Genomic DNA, 18,046 nt, shown 5'->3' on the forward strand with positions numbered 1-18,046 from the left:
AACGCTTTTTCATGGCAGGGCGAGGGTGGCGAGGAGCCGTAGCTTCTCGTCGCTGTCGGTGTCCTTGTCGGGGTAGTAGACGACGAGGATGACGTCGTCGATGGGGAGTTTGTCGCGGTGCAGCCGTAGGTCCCCGACGACGGGGTGGTGGACGGTGGTGGTGCCGCCGTCGAGGTCGCGGACGTCGTGCCGGGCCCACAGGGTGCGGAACCGGGCGCTGGACAGGGCGAGTTCGCCGACGAGTTCGACGAACCGGGGGTTGTCGGTGTCGTCCCCGATGGTCGTGCGCAGCGCGGCGACGAAACCGGCGGCGGCCTGCGGCCAGTCCTGGTGGAAGGCCTGTTCCTCGGGATCGAGGAGGGGCGAGCGCAGCCGGTTCTCGCCGGGCCGCAGACGCGGGGAGAACGCGACGGCCATCGGGTTGGCGGCCAGGACGTCGAAGGCCCGCCCCTCGACGAACGCGGGGATCCGCAGATGGGCGAGGAGCTGGTGCACCCGTGCCGGTACGTGCTCGGGCCGCTTGCGGCGCGGTGCCCTGGGGCGGGCGGCGGCGAGGCCGAGCAGATACGTCCGCTCGACGTCGTCCAGACGCAGGACGCGCGCGAGCGAGTCGAGGACCTGGGCCGAGGGGTTCTTGTCGCGGCCCAGGTCCAGGCGCAGGTAGTAGTCGGCGCTGATGCCGGCGAGCAGGGCGACTTCCTCCCGGCGCAGACCGGGCACACGGCGGTTGCCGCCGGCCGGGATGCCTGCCTGCGCCGGGGTGACCAGCTCACGCCGGGCGCGGAGACAGCTCCCGAGCCGGTTCTCGGATTCCTCGACCTTCGCGGAGACGCCCATGGATACATCCATGTCGACACGGTAGTGCGGTGCGCGGATCGCAGCGGGGGCCCTGACAGGACCCCGGACGAAGGGGGCACTGCCCCGCCGGACGGATCCCGCCAAGACTCACGGCATCTCCTAGTGAAGGGAAGACGTCGTGGATCTCTCCAACCGCACCGTTCTCATCGTCGGCGGGACCTCGGGCATCGGCCGGGAACTGGCTCACCGGTTCGCCGCGGCGGGCAGCACGGTTGCCGTGGGCGGCCGTGGCGAGAAGGCGCTTGCGCAGCTGGCCGGAGACGGCTTCGGCACGTTCACCGTCGATGTCACCGACGACGCCTCCGTCACCCGTGCCCGTGACGCCGTACTCGCGCGCCACCCCGAGCTGGACACGGTGGTGACCATGTCGGGCGTCATGCTCCTGGAGGACCTGCGCGACCCCGCGCACTTGGTCTTCTGGCCGATGGAGGAGCACTTCGGCGATGCCGCCCTGGACGCCGTACGACGGCAGTTCCTGGAGATGGTCGGCACCCGTGACCCGGCGGTCGGGCTGCACAGCGAACCGTTCGCCCGCCAGCTCCGCGAACTCGTCATGGGGACACCGGTGTTGATGGAGCGCGCGTTCCTGGCCGCGCAGAAAGGTACGCGGGACCTGGCCGCCCACCTTGCCGAGGAGACCGGCGACCTGATGCAGGCCACCATCGCCGCGCCTGACCGCCGGGCCCGTCAGCCGCCCCTCCCCGGAGGGTACTTCGCGAAAATGTGACACTGACACGAGTAAGTGTCACACTTTCCGAACCTACCCCCCGTCCCCCGGACCCCGCCGCGGCCACGGAATAGGCTCACCGCCATGCCCACGGCCAAGAAGCGCGCGCGTACGTACGACCCCGTCAGGACTCGCACCGCGGTGCTCGCCCAGTTCGGAAACGTGCGGGAGGCCGTCCGCGCCCTGTCCGACGAGCAACTCACCCTGCCCACACGCCTGGGCGAGTGGACCGTACGGGAGCTGGTCGCGCACATCGGGATGGCGGTCACCGCCGTACACCGTTCCCTGGACAGGCCGGCCCCGCCCGCGCAGAACGCCGTGATCCTCGACTGGCCCTTCGCCACCGCGGCCAACTCCTCCGCCATCGCCGACTTCACGCGCACGCTCACCGCCCAGCACCCCGACCTCGACGCCTACCTCGCCGACATCGAGCAGACCTTCACCGAACACCTCGACACCCACCCCGGTACCCGGCTGCTCGACACCAACGTCGGCGCGATGCCCCTGGCCGACTACCTCGTCACCCGCACCGTCGAACTCTGCGTCCACACCGACGACCTCAACGCCGCCGTCCCCGGCCTGGACATCCCCTACGACCGCCAGGCCCTCGCCGCCTGCACCCGGCTGCTGGCCGATGCCCTGGCCGTAAAGGCACCCGGTGGCTCGACCGAGGTCCGCATCCCGCCGTACGCCGTGGTCCAGTGCGTCGAAGGCCCCCGGCACACCCGCGGCACCCCACCCAACGTCGTCGAGACCGACCCCCTGACCTGGCTCCGGCTCGCGACCGGCCGGACGCGATGGACTGACGCCGTAGAAGAGGCGAAGGTCAGCGCGAGCGGCGAGCGGGCGGATCTGAGCGGACTGCTGCCGATCATGGGGTGAAGTGCCCCGGGGAATCCGGAAGGGAACCCGTCCCCCGCCCCTCCCGTCCCACCTCCATGGACAAACAGCGATTCACTCTCGCCGTCCTGGCCATCGTCCCGCTCGTGGTGGCGTGCGGCAGCGAGAAGACGACGAGCGGCAGCGGCAGCGGATCCGTCGAAGAACAGCGGTCCGTCACCGACGTCGACTGGCAGGTGCAGAGCATCACCGTGGCCGGTTCGGCACGACCGGTGCACGGCAAGCCGTACCTCGCCTTCGACGCCAAGACCGGCAAGGTCGGCGGCCGCCTCGGCTGCAACGCCGTCAACGCGACGGCGACCGTACGCGCCGGACACATCACGCTGGGCCGCCCGTCCACCACCCGAATGATGTGCGACGCCTCACTCATGGGCACCGAACGCGCCCTGCTCGGCCTCTTCAACGGTCGGGTCGACTACCGAGTCGATCACGACACCGCCACGCTGACCAGCGCAAACGGCGCGATCGTCCACGCACGCGCCGCCAAGTGATCCACTACCGGCGAGTAACCCGAATTCGGACCAGTGGTCGATCTCGCCTACACTCGGTGCCGTGCCACGTGGTGACGGTCGACTCAGTCATGATCTGCTCCCCGGCGAGAAAGGACCCCAGGACGCTTGCGGCGTCTTCGGAGTCTGGGCTCCCGGTGAAGAGGTCGCCAAGCTCACTTACTTCGGGCTCTACGCCCTCCAGCATCGAGGCCAGGAATCCGCGGGAATCGCGGTCAGCAACGGCTCCCAGATCCTCGTCTTCAAGGACATGGGCCTCGTGTCCCAGGTCTTCGACGAGACCTCCCTCAGTTCGCTCCAGGGTCATATCGCGGTCGGACACGCCCGCTACTCGACCACCGGCGCCTCCACCTGGGAGAACGCCCAGCCGACGTTCCGCGCCACCGCGCACGGCTCGATCGCGCTCGGCCACAACGGCAACCTGGTCAACACCGCGCAGCTCGCGGAGATGGTCGCCGACCTCCCCAAGCAGGAAGGCCGTACGCCCCGCGTAGCGGCCACCAACGACACCGACCTCCTGACCGCGCTCCTCGCGGCCCAGGTCGACACCGACGGCAAGCCGCTGACCATCGAGGAAGCCGCCCACGCGGTTCTCCCGCAGGTCAAGGGCGCCTTCTCGCTCGTCTTTATGGACGAGCACACTCTCTACGCGGCCCGCGACCCGCAGGGCGTCCGCCCGCTGGTCCTCGGCCGGCTGGAGCGCGGCTGGGTGGTCGCCTCCGAGTCCGCCGCCCTCGACATCTGCGGCGCCGCCTACGTCCGCGAGATCGAGCCGGGCGAGTTCGTCGCCATCGACGAGAACGGCCTGCGCACCTCCCGGTTCGCGGATGCGAAGCCCAAGGGCTGTGTCTTCGAGTACGTCTATCTCGCCCGCCCCGACACCGACATCGCCGGTCGGAACGTCTACCTCTCCCGTGTCGAGATGGGCCGGAAACTCGCCAAAGAAGCTCCGGTCGACGCCGATCTGGTCATAGCGACTCCGGAGTCCGGCACCCCGGCAGCGATCGGTTACGCGGAGGCCTCGGGCATCCCGTTCGGTGCGGGTCTGGTGAAGAACGCCTACGTCGGCCGTACGTTCATCCAGCCTTCACAGACCATCCGGCAGCTCGGCATCCGCCTGAAGCTGAATCCGCTGAAGGAAGTCATCAAGGGCAAGCGCCTGGTCGTCGTCGACGACTCGATCGTGCGCGGCAACACCCAGCGCGCGCTGGTGCGCATGCTCCGCGAGGCCGGTGCCGCCGAGGTCCACATCCGGATCTCCTCGCCGCCCGTGAAGTGGCCCTGCTTCTTCGGCATCGACTTCCCCACCCGCGCCGAACTCATCGCCAACGGCATGACCGTCGACGAGATCGGCGTCTCCCTGGGTGCCGACTCCCTGTCGTACATCTCCATCGACGGCATGATCGACGCGACCACCATCGACAAGCCGAACCTGTGCCGCGCCTGTTTCGACGGCGAGTACCCGATGGACCTCCCGGACCCCGAACTGCTCGGCAAGCAGCTCCTGGAGACCGAGCTGGCGGCCGGTCCGGCCGCCACGGCCGCGGCCGACGCGATCCGTCGCCCGTAGAAGCCCCGTATCACCAACCCGAAAGATCCCAGGCAATGTCTGAGACCCCTGTTTCCGGTGCTTCCTACGCCGCCGCCGGCGTCGACATCGACGCGGGCGACCGCGCCGTAGAACTCATGAAGGAGTGGGTGAAGAAGACCCAGCGCCCCGAGGTCCTCGGTGGCCTCGGTGGCTTCGCCGGGCTCTTCGACGCCTCCGCCCTCAAGCGGTTCGAGCGCCCCCTGCTCGCCTCCGCCACGGACGGCGTCGGCACGAAGGTCGACATCGCGCGCCGCCTCGGCGTCTACGACACGATCGGCCACGACCTGGTCGCCATGGTCATGGACGACATCGTGGTGTGCGGTGCCGAGCCGCTCTTCATGACCGACTACATCTGCGTCGGCAAGGTGCACCCCGAGCGTGTCGCGGCCATCGTGAAGGGCATCGCCGAAGGCTGTGTGCTGGCCGGCTGCGCCCTGGTCGGCGGCGAGACCGCCGAACACCCCGGTCTGCTGGGCCCGGACGACTTCGACGTCGCCGGCGCCGGTACGGGCGTCGTGGAGGCCGACCGGCTGCTCGGCGCGGATCGCATCCGGACGGGTGACGCGGTCATCGCGATGGCGTCCTCCGGACTTCACTCGAACGGGTACTCGCTCGTCCGGCATGTGCTCCTGAACCAGGCCGGTCTCGACCTGGACGCGCGCATCGACGAGCTGGGCCGGACCCTCGGCGAGGAACTCCTCGTGCCCACGAAGATCTACTCGCTGGACTGCCTGGCGCTGACCCGTACGACCGATGTGCACGCCTTCTCGCACGTCACCGGCGGCGGACTCGCCGCCAACCTCGCCCGGGTCGTCCCGGACGGCCTGCACGCGATCGTGGACCGCTCCACCTGGACCCCGGCCCCGATCTTCGACCTCGTCGGAAAGACGGGCCAGGTCGAACGCCTGGAGCTGGAGAAGACCCTGAACATGGGCGTCGGCATGATCGCGATCGTCCCGGAGGAGTCCGCGGACGTGGCCCTGGAGACCCTGGCCGACCGCGGGGTCGAGGCGTGGGTCGCCGGCGAGATCACCGAGCGCGGCGACCACGCGACGGGCGCGGAGATGGTCGGGGACTACTCGGTCTGATGAACGGCAGCACAAAACCCGGTCCGGCGGTGTAGCCCCGGACCGGGTGAGGTGCAGTTGTTCCGGAAATGGCGGAAACTGCTGCGAGGGACGCTGTTGCGTTACGCGCCGCGACGTTGCGACTGGGGACCGGACTCGTCGTCCTCGTCCTCGCCGTCGTCGTTATAGAGATCCGCGTACTGAGCGTACGGGTCGTCTTCTTCCTCGTCGTCGTCCTCGAACGGCTCGCCATTCGGCGGCTGGCTCGAAGTCGAAGCGCCCAGCTCATTGGCCAGACGCGAGAGGTCAGTCCCGCCGCTGCTGTACTTCAGCTGGCGGGCGACCTTCGTCTGCTTGGCCTTTGCCCGGCCGCGCCCCATGGCTCGACCCCCTCGGATACGGGGCTCCGTGGCCCCAGAGTCTTGACACGCGTTCATGATCTGGAACGGACTCTCCGTGGAGAGACCGGTCCGTAGGGCTTCCACGGTACCTGAGCCCGCGCCCATACGGTACGTCGCCCGCAGCACGTGCCGGGCTCCAGGACCCGCGAGGTGCCCTGTACTCGCTGGTCAACCGCGATTTTAACCACTTCTTGGCAGGCGACCCGCCGACGAACGTGAGAGTTCTCTCCAAGTCGTCGCCGACGGGTACCGAAGACGCCTGCCGAGCGGCTTAACGGAACCTCAGCGTCCGCGTGCGCCGACGGCCTCGTGCATCCGCTGCTCGGCGATCCGGTCGGCCGCGGCGGCCGGCGGAATACCATCTTCCTTCGCACGTGCGAATATTGCCAGCGTGGTGTCGAAGATCTTCGCGGCCTTCGCCTTGCACCGCTCGAAGTCGAACCCGTGCAGCTCGTCGGCCACCTGGATCACGCCACCGGCGTTCACCACGTAGTCCGGCGCGTAGAGGATCCCGCGGTCGGCGAGGTCCTTCTCGACGCCCGGGTGCTCCAGCTGGTTGTTGGCCGCGCCGCACACCACCGTGGCGGTCAGCACCGGCACGGTCGCGTCGTTCAGGGCGCCGCCGAGCGCGCAGGGCGCGTAGATGTCCAGCCCCTCGACCCGGATCAGCGCCTCCGTGTCGGCGACGGCCGTCACGCCCGTCGGGTGCTTGTCGAGGATCCGGCGTACGGACTCCTCGCGCACGTCCGTGATCACGACCTCGGCGCCCTCGTCCCGCAGGTGCTCCACCAGGTGGTGCCCGACCTTGCCGACGCCCGCGACGCCGACCGTACGGCCGCGCAGCGACGGGTCGCCCCACAGGTGCTGGGCACTGGCCCGCATGCCCTGGAAGACGCCGAAGGCGGTCAGCACGGAGGAGTCGCCGGCGCCGCCGTTCTCGGGGGAGCGACCGGTCGTCCAGCGGCACTCGCGCGCCACGACGTCCATGTCGGCGACATACGTGCCGACGTCGCACGCGGTGACGTACCGGCCGCCGAGCGAGGCCACGAACCGGCCGTAGGCGAGCAGCAGTTCCTCGGTCTTGTCGCGCTCCGGGTCACCGATGATCACGGCCTTGCCGCCGCCGTGGTCCAGACCGGCCATGGCGTTCTTGTACGACATCCCGCGGGCGAGGTTGAGCGCGTCGGCGACGGCCTCCTCCTCGCTCGCGTACGGGTAGAAGCGCGTACCGCCCAGGGCGGGGCCCAGGGCGGTGCTGTGGATGGCGATGACGGCCTTGAGGCCGCTGGCCCGGTCCTGACAGAGCACGACTTGCTCATGACCGCCCTGGTCGGAGTGGAACAGGGTGTGCAGGACGCCGTTGTCTACGTCGGTCACGGTGGTGACTCCTGGGTAAGTGGCGGCGGTTGGAGACAGGCTCCCGTAGGGGTGGCGGGTACCTGTCGCATGAGCGTAGAGCCTGCGTCGGGCCGCCATCCGTGCAGTGTTCAGGATCACCTACCGAAGGGGGGTGTCCGTGCGACGATTTGCATAGTTTTCCCGCGCGTTCGTGAGCGGGTTCCGGAGGTTTTCCCGACGGTCGGCGGGGGAGGGAGCAGGCGTGCCCAAGAAGGTGTCCTCGGTGATCGTCCCGTACGCGACCTATCTGCGCGTCTACGAGCCGCTGGCCGCCTTCCCCGAGCCGGAGCGCGGCCACTGGACGCGCTACGCCCGACGCCCCGACCGCCCGTCGTACCAGGACGAACTACGCCGCGCGCTCGCCGACTTGCTGCCCACCCCGCCGGTCCCGGTGCCGGTGCACGAGAGCGCCGACGCCTTCGTGGTGGAGGTCGACGGCGTGGTCTGCGTCTGCCCCTGGCGCACCCGGCTGCGCGGCTGGCAGGCCCTGGGAGACCTCGCGGAGGAGCTTCCGCCGCCGGTCCTGGACGCCGTACTGCCGCCGCTCGTACGGCACCAGGCCGCCCAGGACTACGAGCGCTGGCTGGCCCGGAATCCGGACGCCCGGCCGTGGATCCGGACGGCGACCTGGCAGGTGCCGCTGAACTGGTTCGTGCTCGTCGGCGACGAGGAGCGGCGCTATGACCAGGCGGCCGGGGACGTGCCGCCGATGCTGCGGTACCGGACGCCGATGGTGCAGGCGCGGCGGCGGGTGGCGCGGGCGCTGCGGGCCCTGAAGGACGCGATGGACGACGGGCCGCTGATCGAGGGTCTGGTGGACGTGGGGCGCTGGCTGGAGGAGTTCCATCCGCGGTCCCTGGTCGAGCTGGACTACGGCGGTCTCGTGCACGTCCTGCCGGCCGGCGAGCTGGAGGACGACCACTCGGCGGCGGACGTGGCCGCCGGCATCGAGGCGCTGCGGACCGGGGACGGGGCGGCGGCGGGCGAGGCGTACGGGCGGCTCGTGGAGCGCTGGCGGTCGGTCAGGGACCGGCGCTCGGCGAACTGACGCGGAGCCGGGCGGGGCGGGCTCGCCTTCGAACGTGGCTGACATCTTCGAACAGATGCGCATAGGATTCTTACGGTTCGTCAACACGGGACGTAGGTCCCGATCCGGACGTTTGATGCCAAGCGTGACGGACCGCACGTGCAGATGCCTTGCGCCGCTTGCCCCTCCTCATGCCAAAATAGGACAAGGAGTCCGGGGAGGACTCCATCCGTCATGCTTTGGGCGGAATCTCGGCATTGCGTGCTTTGGGGGGTCTGGATGACTCCTGATCGCCCCTGTGACTGATCGTCACAGTGGTGTGACTGTCCGCTATGGCATGGTCCATCGGCTTCCGTCGCTGATGGACACCTGGGAGGGCAATTCCATCGGTTTGGCCTACGCGGTTGGACAGATGGTGTAGTTGTAGTGCCGAGGACAAGCCGTTCGTCCTATAACCGACTCGACCCGCACACGCCATTTCGGGCAACGCGGGTCAAGGTGCAGAATTTAGAGGAAAGAACCGAGAAGGTTCGGTTCTCCCGAGGAGGCCGCTCATGACCGCTCGCACCCCTGATGCCGAGCCGCTGCTGACCCCGGCTGAGGTCGCCACGATGTTCCGTGTGGACCCCAAGACGGTCACGCGGTGGGCGAAGGCCGGCAAGCTCACTTCGATTCGCACGCTCGGCGGACACCGCCGTTACCGCGAGGCGGAGGTCCGTGCCCTGCTCGCGGGCATTCCGCAGCAGCGCAGCGAAGCCTGACCAACTGAATAAGGGCACGACGGCTAGTCCCCCAACCGGCCAAGGTGCCCGACAGCACAGCTCCAAGCGACGCGGGTTCTGCCCCAACAGGGCCCACGCCCAACGCTTTTGAAGCAACTTGAACAGGGTGCGTCGTAGATCGCGCTGGACTCCGCCGGGTCCAGCGCGATCTTTTTTGTGCCTGGTCGTGGGTCTGTGCGCGGCCGACAGGCCCTGGGCACGGGGTCCTGTGAGGGACCTTGTCGGAGTCTGGGGAGGGGTGTCGGATCTCCTGTGCGCGATCCTTCGTAGGGGTGCAATTGCACATATTAAATTGACCAGTTGTAGGTGAGTCGTAAGTTCCGACGTTTCAAAAACTTATGCGGTGACACCCGTCACATGCCAGATGGCTTGTTGCCTCTGACCTATGTGCGCTAAGAGGTTCCGCTCTCCGGGTCGTCCTGCGGCTCCGGCGCCGGAGGGGCGTCCATGGCCAGTCGCAGCAGGCGGTGGCAGATCGAACAGTGCCGGGTCGCATGGCGGTAGGAGCTGGCGGCCGACAGATGCGCACGGAGCAGGGCCCGCGTCTCGTGCCTGACCGAAGCCGCCATGTGCCACCTCCGTGGCCCTGCGTGGAACGGGGCCTGGTTTCTGGGTACCTGGAGGGTTGGGCGGCGTCAAGGGAGCGGTAGCGGCCATGAGGGCGCCAGAACACACGAAAGCCCGGGTCCGAAGACCCGGGCTCTTGTTTGATCTACTGCGGTCCTGACGGGATTTGAACCCGCGGCCTCCACCTTGACAGGGTGGCGAGCACTCCAAGCTGCTCCACAGGACCTTGATTCGCGGCACTTGATGGTGCGTTGTGCCGCGAGATGAGACTGTACAGGAGGCGGGCCCGCCTGGTCGAACTCACTCGGTGTGCAGGCGCTGTTACGGTGCGGCCGCGTCGATCGCCTTCACGATCCGCTTGTCGGAGACGGGGTACGCCGTGCCGAGGGCGTGGGCGAAATAGCTGACCCGGAGCTCCTCGATCATCCAGCGGATGTCCCGGACGGAGGACGGAACCGGGCGGCCCTGCGGGAGTTGCTCCAGGAGCCACGCGTACTCGTCCCGCATCTCGTGGACCTTCTCCATGCGGGTGGTGTCCCGCTGGACCCCGGTCGGCATCTGTTGGAGGCGGCGGTCCGCGGCCACCAGGTAGCGCATCAGGTCGGGGAGACGACGTATCCCCGCCGCCGTGACGAAGCCCGGCTTCACGAGGGCGTCCAACTGGGCGCGTACGTCCGCGAGGTTGGGGAGGAGCGCGGGGCTGTGTGCCGCCTTCAGGCGGCGCTCACAGGCCTGCCAGGCGGCCAGCACCTGTTGGACCTGGCTCACCGCGCGGACCGTCGTGTCGACGATCTCGGCGCGCACCTTCTCGTAGAGCTTCCGGTACGACTCCTCGTCCCACGCCGGTCCGCCGAAGTCGCCGATCAGCTTGTCCGCCGCCGCCAGCGCGCAGTCGTCGAACAGCGCCTGGATCGAACCGTGCGGGTTCGCGGACAGGGCCAGCTTCTGCGCGTTCGTGAGCTTCTCGGACGCGAACTTCGCCGGATTCACCGGGATGTTGCGCACGATGAGCCGGCGCGTGCCCTTCCACATCGCCTCCGCCTGCTCCTCCTCCGTGTCGAAGAGCCGTACGGAGACGGTGTCGCCGTCGTCGACCAGCGCCGGGTACGCCTTCACCGGCTGGCCGGCCCGGCGGGTCTCGAAGAGGCGGGTGAGGGAGCCGATCGTCCAGTCGGTGAGGCCCGTGCGCTCCAGGGACTCGCCGCCCTCGCGCTCGGCCGTCGCCGCGGCCGCCTGCGAGATGGCCTGGCGCGCCTTCGGCTTCAGGCGGACCTTCAACGCCTCCAGGTCCTTGTCCTCGGCGATCTTGCGGCGCCGCTCGTCCACGATCCGGAAGGTGATGAGCAGGTGGTCCGGGACCTTCGACCAGTCGAAGTCGTCGGCGGTGAAGGGGACTCCGACCATGCGCCTCAACTCGCGGGCCATGGTGGTGGGGAGGGGTTCCTGGAGGGGGACCGCCTGTGCCAGGAAGCGTTGGGCGAAGTTCGGGGCCGGGACGTAGTTGCGGCGGATCGGTTTCGGGAGGGAGCGGATCAGCTCCGTCACCACCTCTTCCCGCAGCCCCGGAATCTGCCAGTCGAAGCCCTCGTCCGTGACCTGGTTCAGGACCTGGAGCGGGATGTGGACCGTGACACCGTCCGCGTCCGCGCCCGGCTCGAACTGGTACGTCACCCGGAACTTGAGCCGTCCCTGATGCCAGGAGTCCGGATAGTCGGCCTTGCTGATGTCTCCCGCGCGCTCGTTGATGAGCATCGAGCGCTCGAAGTCGAGGAGTTCGGGCTCCTCGTGCCGCTTGTGCTTCCACCAGGAGTCGAAGTGGGCGCCGGACACGACGTGTTCGGGTACCCGCTGGTCGTAGAAGTCGTAGAGCGTCTCGTCGTCGACCAGGATGTCCCGGCGGCGGGCGCGGTGCTCCAACTCCTCGACCTCGGTGAGGAGTTTGCGGTTGTCGGCGAAGAACTTGTGGTGCGTGCGCCAGTCGCCCTCGACGAGTGCGTTGCGGATGAAGAGTTCGCGACTCGCCTCCGGGTCGATGCGGCCGTAGTTCACCTTGCGCTGGGCGATGATCGGGACGCCGTAGAGCGTGACCTTCTCGAAGGCCATCACGGCTGCCTGGTCCTTCTCCCAGTGCGGTTCGCTGTACGTCCGCTTGAGGAGGTGGCCGGCGAGGGGTTCGACCCACTCGGGCTCGATCTTGGCGTTGACGCGGGCCCAGAGGCGTGACGTCTCCACCAGTTCCGCCGACATGACGAAACGCGGGGTCTTCTTGAAGAGCGCCGAACCCGGGAAGATCGCGAACTTGGCGCTGCGGGCGCCGAGATACTCGTTCTTCGCGCCGTCCTTCACGTCCTTCATGCCGATGTGGGACAGCAGTCCGGCGAGGAGGGAGACGTGGACGCTCTGCTCGGCCGCGTCCTCCTCGTTGAACTGGATGCCCATCTGCTTGGCCACCGTGCGGAGTTGGCTGTAGATGTCCTGCCACTCGCGGATCCGGAGGAAGTTCAGGTACTCCTGCTTGCACATGCGACGGAACGCGGACGAGCCGCGCTCCTTCTGCTGCTCGCGGATGTACCGCCACATGTTGAGGAACGCGAGGAAGTCGCTCGACTCGTCCCGGAAACGGGCGTGTTGCTGGTCGGCCTGGGTCTGCTTCTCGGCGGGGCGCTCGCGCGGGTCCTGGATGGAGAGCGCGGCGGCGATCACCATGACCTCGCGCACACAGCCGTTCTTGTCGGCCTCCAGGACCATGCGGGCCAGCCGCGGGTCCACGGGGAGTTGGGCCAGCTTGCGGCCGGTCTGCGTGAGGCGCTTGCGATGGTCCTTCTCGTCCGGGTCCAACGCGCCCAGTTCCTGGAGGAGTTGGACACCGTCGCGGATGTTGCGGTGATCCGGCGGGTCGATGAACGGGAACTTCTCGATCTCCCCGAGACCGGCCGCGGTCATCTGCAGGATCACGGACGCGAGGTTCGTCCGCAGGATCTCCGCGTCCGTGAACTCCGCGCGGGCGAGGAAGTCGTCCTCGGAGTACAGGCGGATGCAGATGCCGTCCGACGTACGGCCACAACGACCCTTGCGCTGGTTGGCACTTGCCTGGCTGACGGCCTCGATGGGCAGCCGCTGCACCTTCGTCCGGTGGCTGTAGCGGCTGATCCGGGCGAAGCCGGGGTCGATGACGTACTTGATGCCCGGGACGGTGAGCGAGGTCTCGGCCACGTTCGTCGCCAGAACGATCCTTCGCCCGGTGTGCTGCTGGAACACGCGATGCTGCTCGGCGTGCGAGAGCCGCGCGTAGAGGGGGAGGACCTCCGTGAAGCGGTAGTTCTTCTTCGTCAGCGCGTCCGCCGTGTCGCGGATCTCCCGCTCGCCGGACAGGAAGACGAGGATGTCGCCCTTGCCCTCGCCCTGAAGCTCCTCCACGGCGTCACAGATCGCGGTGATCTGGTCGCGGTCGGAGTCCTCGGACTCGTCCTCCAGGAGCGGGCGGTACCGCACCTCCACCGGATACGTCCGGCCGCTGACCTCGATGATCGGGGCCTCGCCGAAGTGCCGGGAGAAACGCTCCGGGTCGATGGTCGCCGAGGTGATGACGACCTTCAAGTCCGGGCGTTTGGGCAGCAGTTGGGCGAGGTAGCCGAGCAGGAAGTCGATGTTGAGGGACCGTTCGTGGGCCTCGTCGATGATGATCGTGTCGTAGGCGCGCAGTTCGCGGTCGGTCTGGATCTCGGCGAGCAGGATGCCGTCCGTCATCAGCTTGATGAACGTCGACTCCTGGTTCACCTGGTCCGTGAAACGGACCTTCCAGCCGACGGCCTCGCCGAGCGGGGTGTCCATCTCCTCCGCGATGCGCTCCGCGACGGTGCGCGCGGCGATACGGCGGGGCTGGGTGTGCCCGATCATGCCGCGGACACCACGGCCGAGTTCGAGACAGATCTTGGGGATCTGGGTCGTCTTGCCGGATCCGGTCTCGCCCGCGACGATCACGACCTGGTGATCGCGGATCGCGGCCGCGATGTCGGCCTTCTTCTGGCTGACCGGCAGCTGCTCCGGATACGAGATCGCCGGGATGCGGGTGCGCCGCGCGGCCATCCGCTCCTCGCCGCGGGCGACCTCGGTCTCGATCTCGGCGAGGACGGCGGCGCGGGCCTCCGGCTTGTGGATCTTGCGCGCGCCTTCGAGCCTGCGCCCGAGCCGGTGCGCGTCGCGCAGGGTCAGCTCGGTCAGGCGGGAGGCGAGGTCGCCGAGGGCGGGGGCGGAAGTGCCGGGCGCGGAGGCGGGGTGCGTAGACATACGCCGTCCAGGATCTCACCTCGGCGAAATTCCTGGCGAATGGTTTGCCGGCGGGGGTTCTGCGGGTGGGTCAGGGTGCCGTTCCTGAGGGCTCCGCCCCCAGACCCCCGATCGGCCCTGAAGGGGCCTCGTCCTCAAGCGCCGGACGGGCTGGATATAGCCGGCCTGTGCTTGATCCGGTGCCGGCGTCTTGCTGCTGCTGCCGCTCGGCGTCCTGCTGCCTGCCGGCCTCCTTGGACATCGACTGGGCCGTGTTCGATACGGCCTTGATACCCAGGTACGCCGTCGTCAGGCCCGCCATCGCGGTGAACGCCGAGGTCAGGACACCCACGATCACCGCGCGGTCGCCGTTCAGCTGCCAGACGCCGAAGATCGCCACCGCCGTGATCGCGATGTTGCTGCCGACCACCGCGAGCAGTCCGTACCGCGCCCGTATCTTCTCCAGGTCGATGTCCTGGCCCATCGCGCCCCACCCTGTGTCGTCCGGGTTACGACGAAAGCCCCGTCCCGGTGGGACAGGGCTTTCGATCCGGTGGCTGGGGCCGGGATCGAACCGGCGACCTATCGCTTTTCAGGCGATCGCTCGTACCAACTGAGCTACCCAGCCACGAGATTCCTTGCGAAACCTCAGCGGTCCTGACGGGATTTGAACCCGCGGCCTCCACCTTGACAGGGTGGCGAGCACTCCAAGCTGCTCCACAGGACCTTGCTGTTGCGCGCGAACTGGCGGAGCCAGTGTCGCACACGGTGTTACGTGCCCCCAACGGGATTCGAACCCGTGCTACCGCCTTGAAAGGGCGGCGTCCTAGGCCGCTAGACGATGAGGGCTATCGGCCCGCCTGGGCGCTTCTCAGCGCGTCGGGGACGTGAGAAGCATATGGGATGGCGGGAGGTATCGCCAAAACGGTTTACGGGGCCGACGGGGAGGGGGTCCGGGACGGACTTGTGGGCCGACCTGAGGACTCGCTCGGGGACGGACTCGGGGACGGACTGGGTGACTGGACCGCGCCCGGCAGGTTCTCCTTCGGCAGGTGGCGGCTGACCTCCGCCGTCGTCAGGCCCAGGCCGCCGAGTTTGATCTCGTCCCAGGCCTGGAGGCGGTGGGTGTCGCGGTCGACGTAGAGGATCGACGCCTCGATCGGGTCGGGGTACTTGCCTTCCACCGCGCGCAGACCGCTGCCGCCCGTCGAGCCCTCGATGCGCAGGCGCGTGCCGTGCTTCATGACCTCGGTGCCCTCGTGGTGGAGGTGGCCGGCCAGCACGAGGGGGACCGCGCCGTCGGTCTGGCGGGCGGCCGAGGGTTCGTGGACCAGGGCGATGTCGACCGGGGTGCCGGCGGCCTGCTGGTCGCGGAGGGAGGAGGCGAGTTGGTCGCCGGCGAGTTCCTCCGCGTTGTCGGCGCCCGGTGCGGTCGAGCGGTCCGGGGTGAACTGGGGGTCGCCGATGCCCGCGAAGCGAATGCCCGCGACCGTTTCCGCCCGGCCCCCGTCCAGGACGTGCACGTTCTTCATCTTCTCCAGGTACCGCTGGGTGGCGAAGGAGTCGTGGTTGCCCCTGACCCAGACGTAGGGCGCACCCAGGTCGGCGATCGGGTCGAGGAAGCCGTTCTCGGCCGTCGTGCCGTGGTCCATGGTGTCGCCGGTGTCGACGATCACGTTCACCTTGTACTGCTCCACCAGCGACGCGATGATCTTCCAGCTCGCGGGGTTCAGGTGGATGTCCGAGACGTGCAGGACGCGGATCGTGGTCGGGTCCGGCTGGTAGGCGGGGAGCGTGGACGTGACGTCGTAGAGCTTCGTCACGTTCGTCACCAGGCGGGCCAACTCCTTCTGGTAGACGTCGAATTCGGTGACGATGTTGCGCGCGTTGCCGACCAGGGACGGGGCGGAGGAGAGCAGGCCGGAGAACTTCGGTTCGAGGATCGACTTCGGGTTCCAGGTCGCGTACGCCGTCGCTCCGGACGCGGCGAGGAGGGTCAGGGCGAGGCCGCCGGCGGCGAGGGCGCGGCGGGGGCGGCGGTAGACCGCGAGGCCGAGGGTCGTCGCGCCGAGGACCACGGCCGCGCACGACCGTACGGCGAGGTCGAGGGTGCCGTGTTCGACGTCGCGGGCGACCTCGTCCTGGAGGCCGGAGATGCGTTCGGGGTGGTCGACGAGAGCCTGGGAGCGTTCCGGGTCGAGCTGGTCGACGTTGACGTCCAGGCGGACCGGGGCGTGGTGGCTGTCGAGGGACAGGGCGCCGAGCGGGGAGACGTTGATCTTCGTGCCGCCGGTGAGGGACGGGCGCAGGGTCATGGTCGTGTTCATGGGACCGACCTGGGCCCGTACGTTGCCCACGATCAGCAGGCCGAGCCAGGCCCCGACCACGACGACCATGACGAGGCCGAGGGCGCGGGGCCAGGGGTGGGGCTGGGGGACGAGTTCGACGCTGGGGCGGGGACGGCGGGCGCGGTACTGGCGGATCAGGGCGTGCTGGGTTCGGCGGAGGCGGTTCAGGGCTGCGACGGGGACGCGGGCCATTGGTCCCGTATGCCCAGGGGTGGGGGCAGGTATGCGAGTGGGGCAGGCCCCTGTTCGGGGAAAGCGGCGATGACTGATCGGCGCCGTTGAGCGGGGTGTGATGGGCTCCGCGCCCCGACAGGGGCGGGGGGAACTGCGCGACAAGCCCCCACCGGCACAAGTCCCCACCGGCGCGCGGCCGAAGAACCGGCCGCCCGGCGGAGCGCCTAGCCCCAGCCCAGTTCGTGCAGGCGCTCGTCCTCGATGCCGAAGTGGTGGGCGACTTCGTGGACGACCGTGACGGCGACCTCGTGGACGACGTCCTCCGTGGTCGCGCAGTAGCGCAGGGTCGGGCCCATGTAGATCGAGATCCGGTCGGGCAGGACGCCGGCGTACCACTCGCCGCGCTCCGTGAGCGGTGTCCCCTCGTAGAGGCCGAGCAGCTCGGGGTCGGACGGGTCGGGTTCGTCCTCGACGAACACGGCCACGTTGTCCATGACCCGCGTCAGCTCGGGCGGGATCCGGTCCAGGGCCTCACTCACCAGCTCTTCGAACGCCTCGCGTGTCATTTCCAGCACAGGTCCATTGTCCGGGACGAACGCCGGTTCGGGGCTGCGGGCGCGGAGGCAGCGGGCCGAGCCTGTCCGGTATGTGCTCGAAGTCGGTTCCGGGAGACGGGAGTTGGGGTGGCGCGGTGGGTGCCCTAACGGCGATTCCCGGTCGGTGAGGGGCTCGAACGGGTCGGGAACCGGTCTTCTCCGGCCAGGAAACAGGGGCCGGCGGTGCGGCGCGTGTCTTCCGGTGGGCGGTGGGAGTTGAGAGGGGGACTCCCTTTTTCCGCCCTCGGAGGTGGCCCCGTGCGCCCCATGTACGTACCCGTCCGTCTGGCCGCCGCGGTCGCCGTCGTCGCCGCTGCCGCCGGCTGCATGAGCGTGGGCGACGACGCGGGCGGCGGTGCCAAGCCCTCGCACTCCGCCGGGCAGCACGCCGGTGAGGCGCCGGACGGCGGTTCGGGGGTGCCGGGGGGCGGGACCGGGTTCGGCGGGTCGGCGGGGGACGGCAAGCACGGGCACGGGAAGCCGAAGCCGGGGGAGTCCGCCTCGGGTTCGGCCTCGCCGAGCGCGCCGGGGGGTGCGGCGAGTCCGTCCGGCTCCAAGGCGCCCGGACCGGGCACGAGCCCGAAGCCGGGGGTGCCGACCACGGCCGCGCCGCAGCCGACCCCGACGCGGGCCAGCCCGTCCCCCGACCCGACGCCGCCCCCGACGCCGCAGTCCCCCGCCCCGACCGTCGCGGAGCCCTCGTCCTCCGCGCACGAGGACCCCGTACCGCAACTGGTGGACCGGGAACCGGCGCCGGCGGCCGGGTCACCGGCGTAGCAACGGGTGTGACGTACGTCAATGCGGGGCGGTTTGCGTCGGGGGGTGGTGGGTGCGT

The 18,046-nt window shown here is 69.1% G+C and carries 16 protein-coding genes and 4 tRNA genes; 8 read left to right on the forward strand and 12 right to left on the reverse strand.

The window, feature by feature from the left end; translation table 11 throughout:
* Nucleotides 1-9: 9 nt before the first annotated feature.
* A complete protein-coding gene (locus OG407_RS27430; protein WP_405862036.1) occupies nt 10-849 on the reverse strand; it encodes a helix-turn-helix transcriptional regulator in 840 nt (279 codons plus the stop codon).
* A gap of 127 nt (nt 850-976) precedes the next feature.
* Here OG407_RS27430 and OG407_RS27435 point away from each other — a divergent pair, with 127 nt between their 5' ends.
* The 5 genes from OG407_RS27435 (at nt 977) to purM (ending at nt 5,673) form a co-directional block, all read left to right on the forward strand.
* Nucleotides 977-1,585 (forward strand): SDR family NAD(P)-dependent oxidoreductase, encoded by a 609-nt coding sequence (locus OG407_RS27435; protein WP_405862038.1) that lies wholly within the window; start codon nt 977-979, stop codon nt 1,583-1,585.
* A gap of 84 nt (nt 1,586-1,669) precedes the next feature.
* Nucleotides 1,670-2,467 carry a sterol carrier family protein gene (locus tag OG407_RS27440; protein WP_405862040.1) on the forward strand — a complete coding sequence of 266 codons (798 nt, stop codon included), beginning with the start codon at nt 1,670-1,672 and terminating at the stop codon, nt 2,465-2,467.
* Between the two features lie 56 nt (nt 2,468-2,523).
* Nucleotides 2,524-2,976, forward strand: a complete 453-nt coding sequence (locus tag OG407_RS27445) for an META domain-containing protein (protein WP_405862042.1) — start codon at nt 2,524-2,526, stop codon at nt 2,974-2,976.
* A 61-nt stretch (nt 2,977-3,037) separates the two neighbouring features.
* Entirely contained in the window at nt 3,038-4,564 is a 1,527-nt protein-coding gene (purF, locus tag OG407_RS27450; RefSeq protein WP_403604381.1) for an amidophosphoribosyltransferase, read from the forward strand.
* Nucleotides 4,565-4,599: 35 nt separating this feature from the next.
* Entirely contained in the window at nt 4,600-5,673 is a 1,074-nt protein-coding gene (gene purM, locus OG407_RS27455) for a phosphoribosylformylglycinamidine cyclo-ligase (RefSeq protein WP_405862044.1), read from the forward strand.
* Between the two features lie 101 nt (nt 5,674-5,774).
* Here purM and OG407_RS27460 read toward each other — a convergent pair whose 3' ends face one another.
* Together OG407_RS27460 and OG407_RS27465 are read right to left on the reverse strand one after the other, a co-directional pair.
* Nucleotides 5,775-6,032: a DUF3073 domain-containing protein gene (locus tag OG407_RS27460; RefSeq protein ID WP_328681855.1), complete on the reverse strand. Its 258-nt coding sequence runs from the start codon at nt 6,030-6,032 to the stop codon at nt 5,775-5,777.
* A gap of 303 nt (nt 6,033-6,335) precedes the next feature.
* Nucleotides 6,336-7,430 (reverse strand): Leu/Phe/Val dehydrogenase, encoded by a 1,095-nt coding sequence (locus OG407_RS27465; protein WP_405862046.1) that lies wholly within the window; start codon nt 7,428-7,430, stop codon nt 6,336-6,338.
* Between the two features lie 223 nt (nt 7,431-7,653).
* Between OG407_RS27465 and OG407_RS27470 the strand changes: the two genes are divergently transcribed.
* Nucleotides 7,654-8,499, forward strand: a complete 846-nt coding sequence (locus OG407_RS27470) for a hypothetical protein (RefSeq protein ID WP_405862048.1) — start codon at nt 7,654-7,656, stop codon at nt 8,497-8,499.
* A gap of 533 nt (nt 8,500-9,032) precedes the next feature.
* Nucleotides 9,033-9,239 carry a developmental transcriptional regulator BldC gene (gene bldC, locus OG407_RS27475; protein WP_003949541.1) on the forward strand — a complete coding sequence of 69 codons (207 nt, stop codon included), beginning with the start codon at nt 9,033-9,035 and terminating at the stop codon, nt 9,237-9,239.
* A 413-nt stretch (nt 9,240-9,652) separates the two neighbouring features.
* Here bldC and OG407_RS27480 read toward each other — a convergent pair whose 3' ends face one another.
* From OG407_RS27480 to OG407_RS27520, 9 genes are all read right to left on the reverse strand, one after another.
* Nucleotides 9,653-9,829: a DUF6274 family protein gene (locus tag OG407_RS27480; RefSeq protein ID WP_405862050.1), complete on the reverse strand. Its 177-nt coding sequence runs from the start codon at nt 9,827-9,829 to the stop codon at nt 9,653-9,655.
* 149 nt (nt 9,830-9,978) lie between these two features.
* A tRNA-Asp gene (locus OG407_RS27485) sits at nt 9,979-10,053 on the reverse strand.
* 95 nt (nt 10,054-10,148) lie between these two features.
* On the reverse strand, nt 10,149-14,114 hold the full coding sequence (gene hrpA, locus OG407_RS27490) for an ATP-dependent RNA helicase HrpA (RefSeq protein WP_405862052.1): 3,966 nt from the start codon (nt 14,112-14,114) through the stop codon (nt 10,149-10,151).
* A gap of 70 nt (nt 14,115-14,184) precedes the next feature.
* Nucleotides 14,185-14,577 (reverse strand): hypothetical protein, encoded by a 393-nt coding sequence (locus tag OG407_RS27495; protein WP_403604363.1) that lies wholly within the window; start codon nt 14,575-14,577, stop codon nt 14,185-14,187.
* 70 nt (nt 14,578-14,647) lie between these two features.
* Nucleotides 14,648-14,721 (reverse strand) — tRNA-Phe (locus tag OG407_RS27500).
* Between the two features lie 24 nt (nt 14,722-14,745).
* A tRNA-Asp gene (locus OG407_RS27505) sits at nt 14,746-14,820 on the reverse strand.
* Nucleotides 14,821-14,869: 49 nt separating this feature from the next.
* A tRNA-Glu gene (locus OG407_RS27510) sits at nt 14,870-14,942 on the reverse strand.
* Nucleotides 14,943-15,022: 80 nt separating this feature from the next.
* Nucleotides 15,023-16,633, reverse strand: coding sequence for a metallophosphoesterase (locus tag OG407_RS27515; protein WP_405862054.1), 1,611 nt, complete (start codon nt 16,631-16,633; stop codon nt 15,023-15,025).
* A gap of 206 nt (nt 16,634-16,839) precedes the next feature.
* Nucleotides 16,840-17,190, reverse strand: a complete 351-nt coding sequence (locus tag OG407_RS27520) for a metallopeptidase family protein (RefSeq protein WP_033285124.1) — start codon at nt 17,188-17,190, stop codon at nt 16,840-16,842.
* Between the two features lie 288 nt (nt 17,191-17,478).
* Between OG407_RS27520 and OG407_RS27525 the strand changes: the two genes are divergently transcribed.
* Nucleotides 17,479-17,988 carry a hypothetical protein gene (locus tag OG407_RS27525; protein ID WP_405862056.1) on the forward strand — a complete coding sequence of 170 codons (510 nt, stop codon included), beginning with the start codon at nt 17,479-17,481 and terminating at the stop codon, nt 17,986-17,988.
* Nucleotides 17,989-18,046: the final 58 nt, after the last annotated feature.

Origin of the sequence: Streptomyces sp. NBC_01515 (assembly GCF_045040345.1) — a bacterium.
GTDB lineage: Bacteria > Actinomycetota > Actinomycetes > Streptomycetales > Streptomycetaceae > Streptomyces.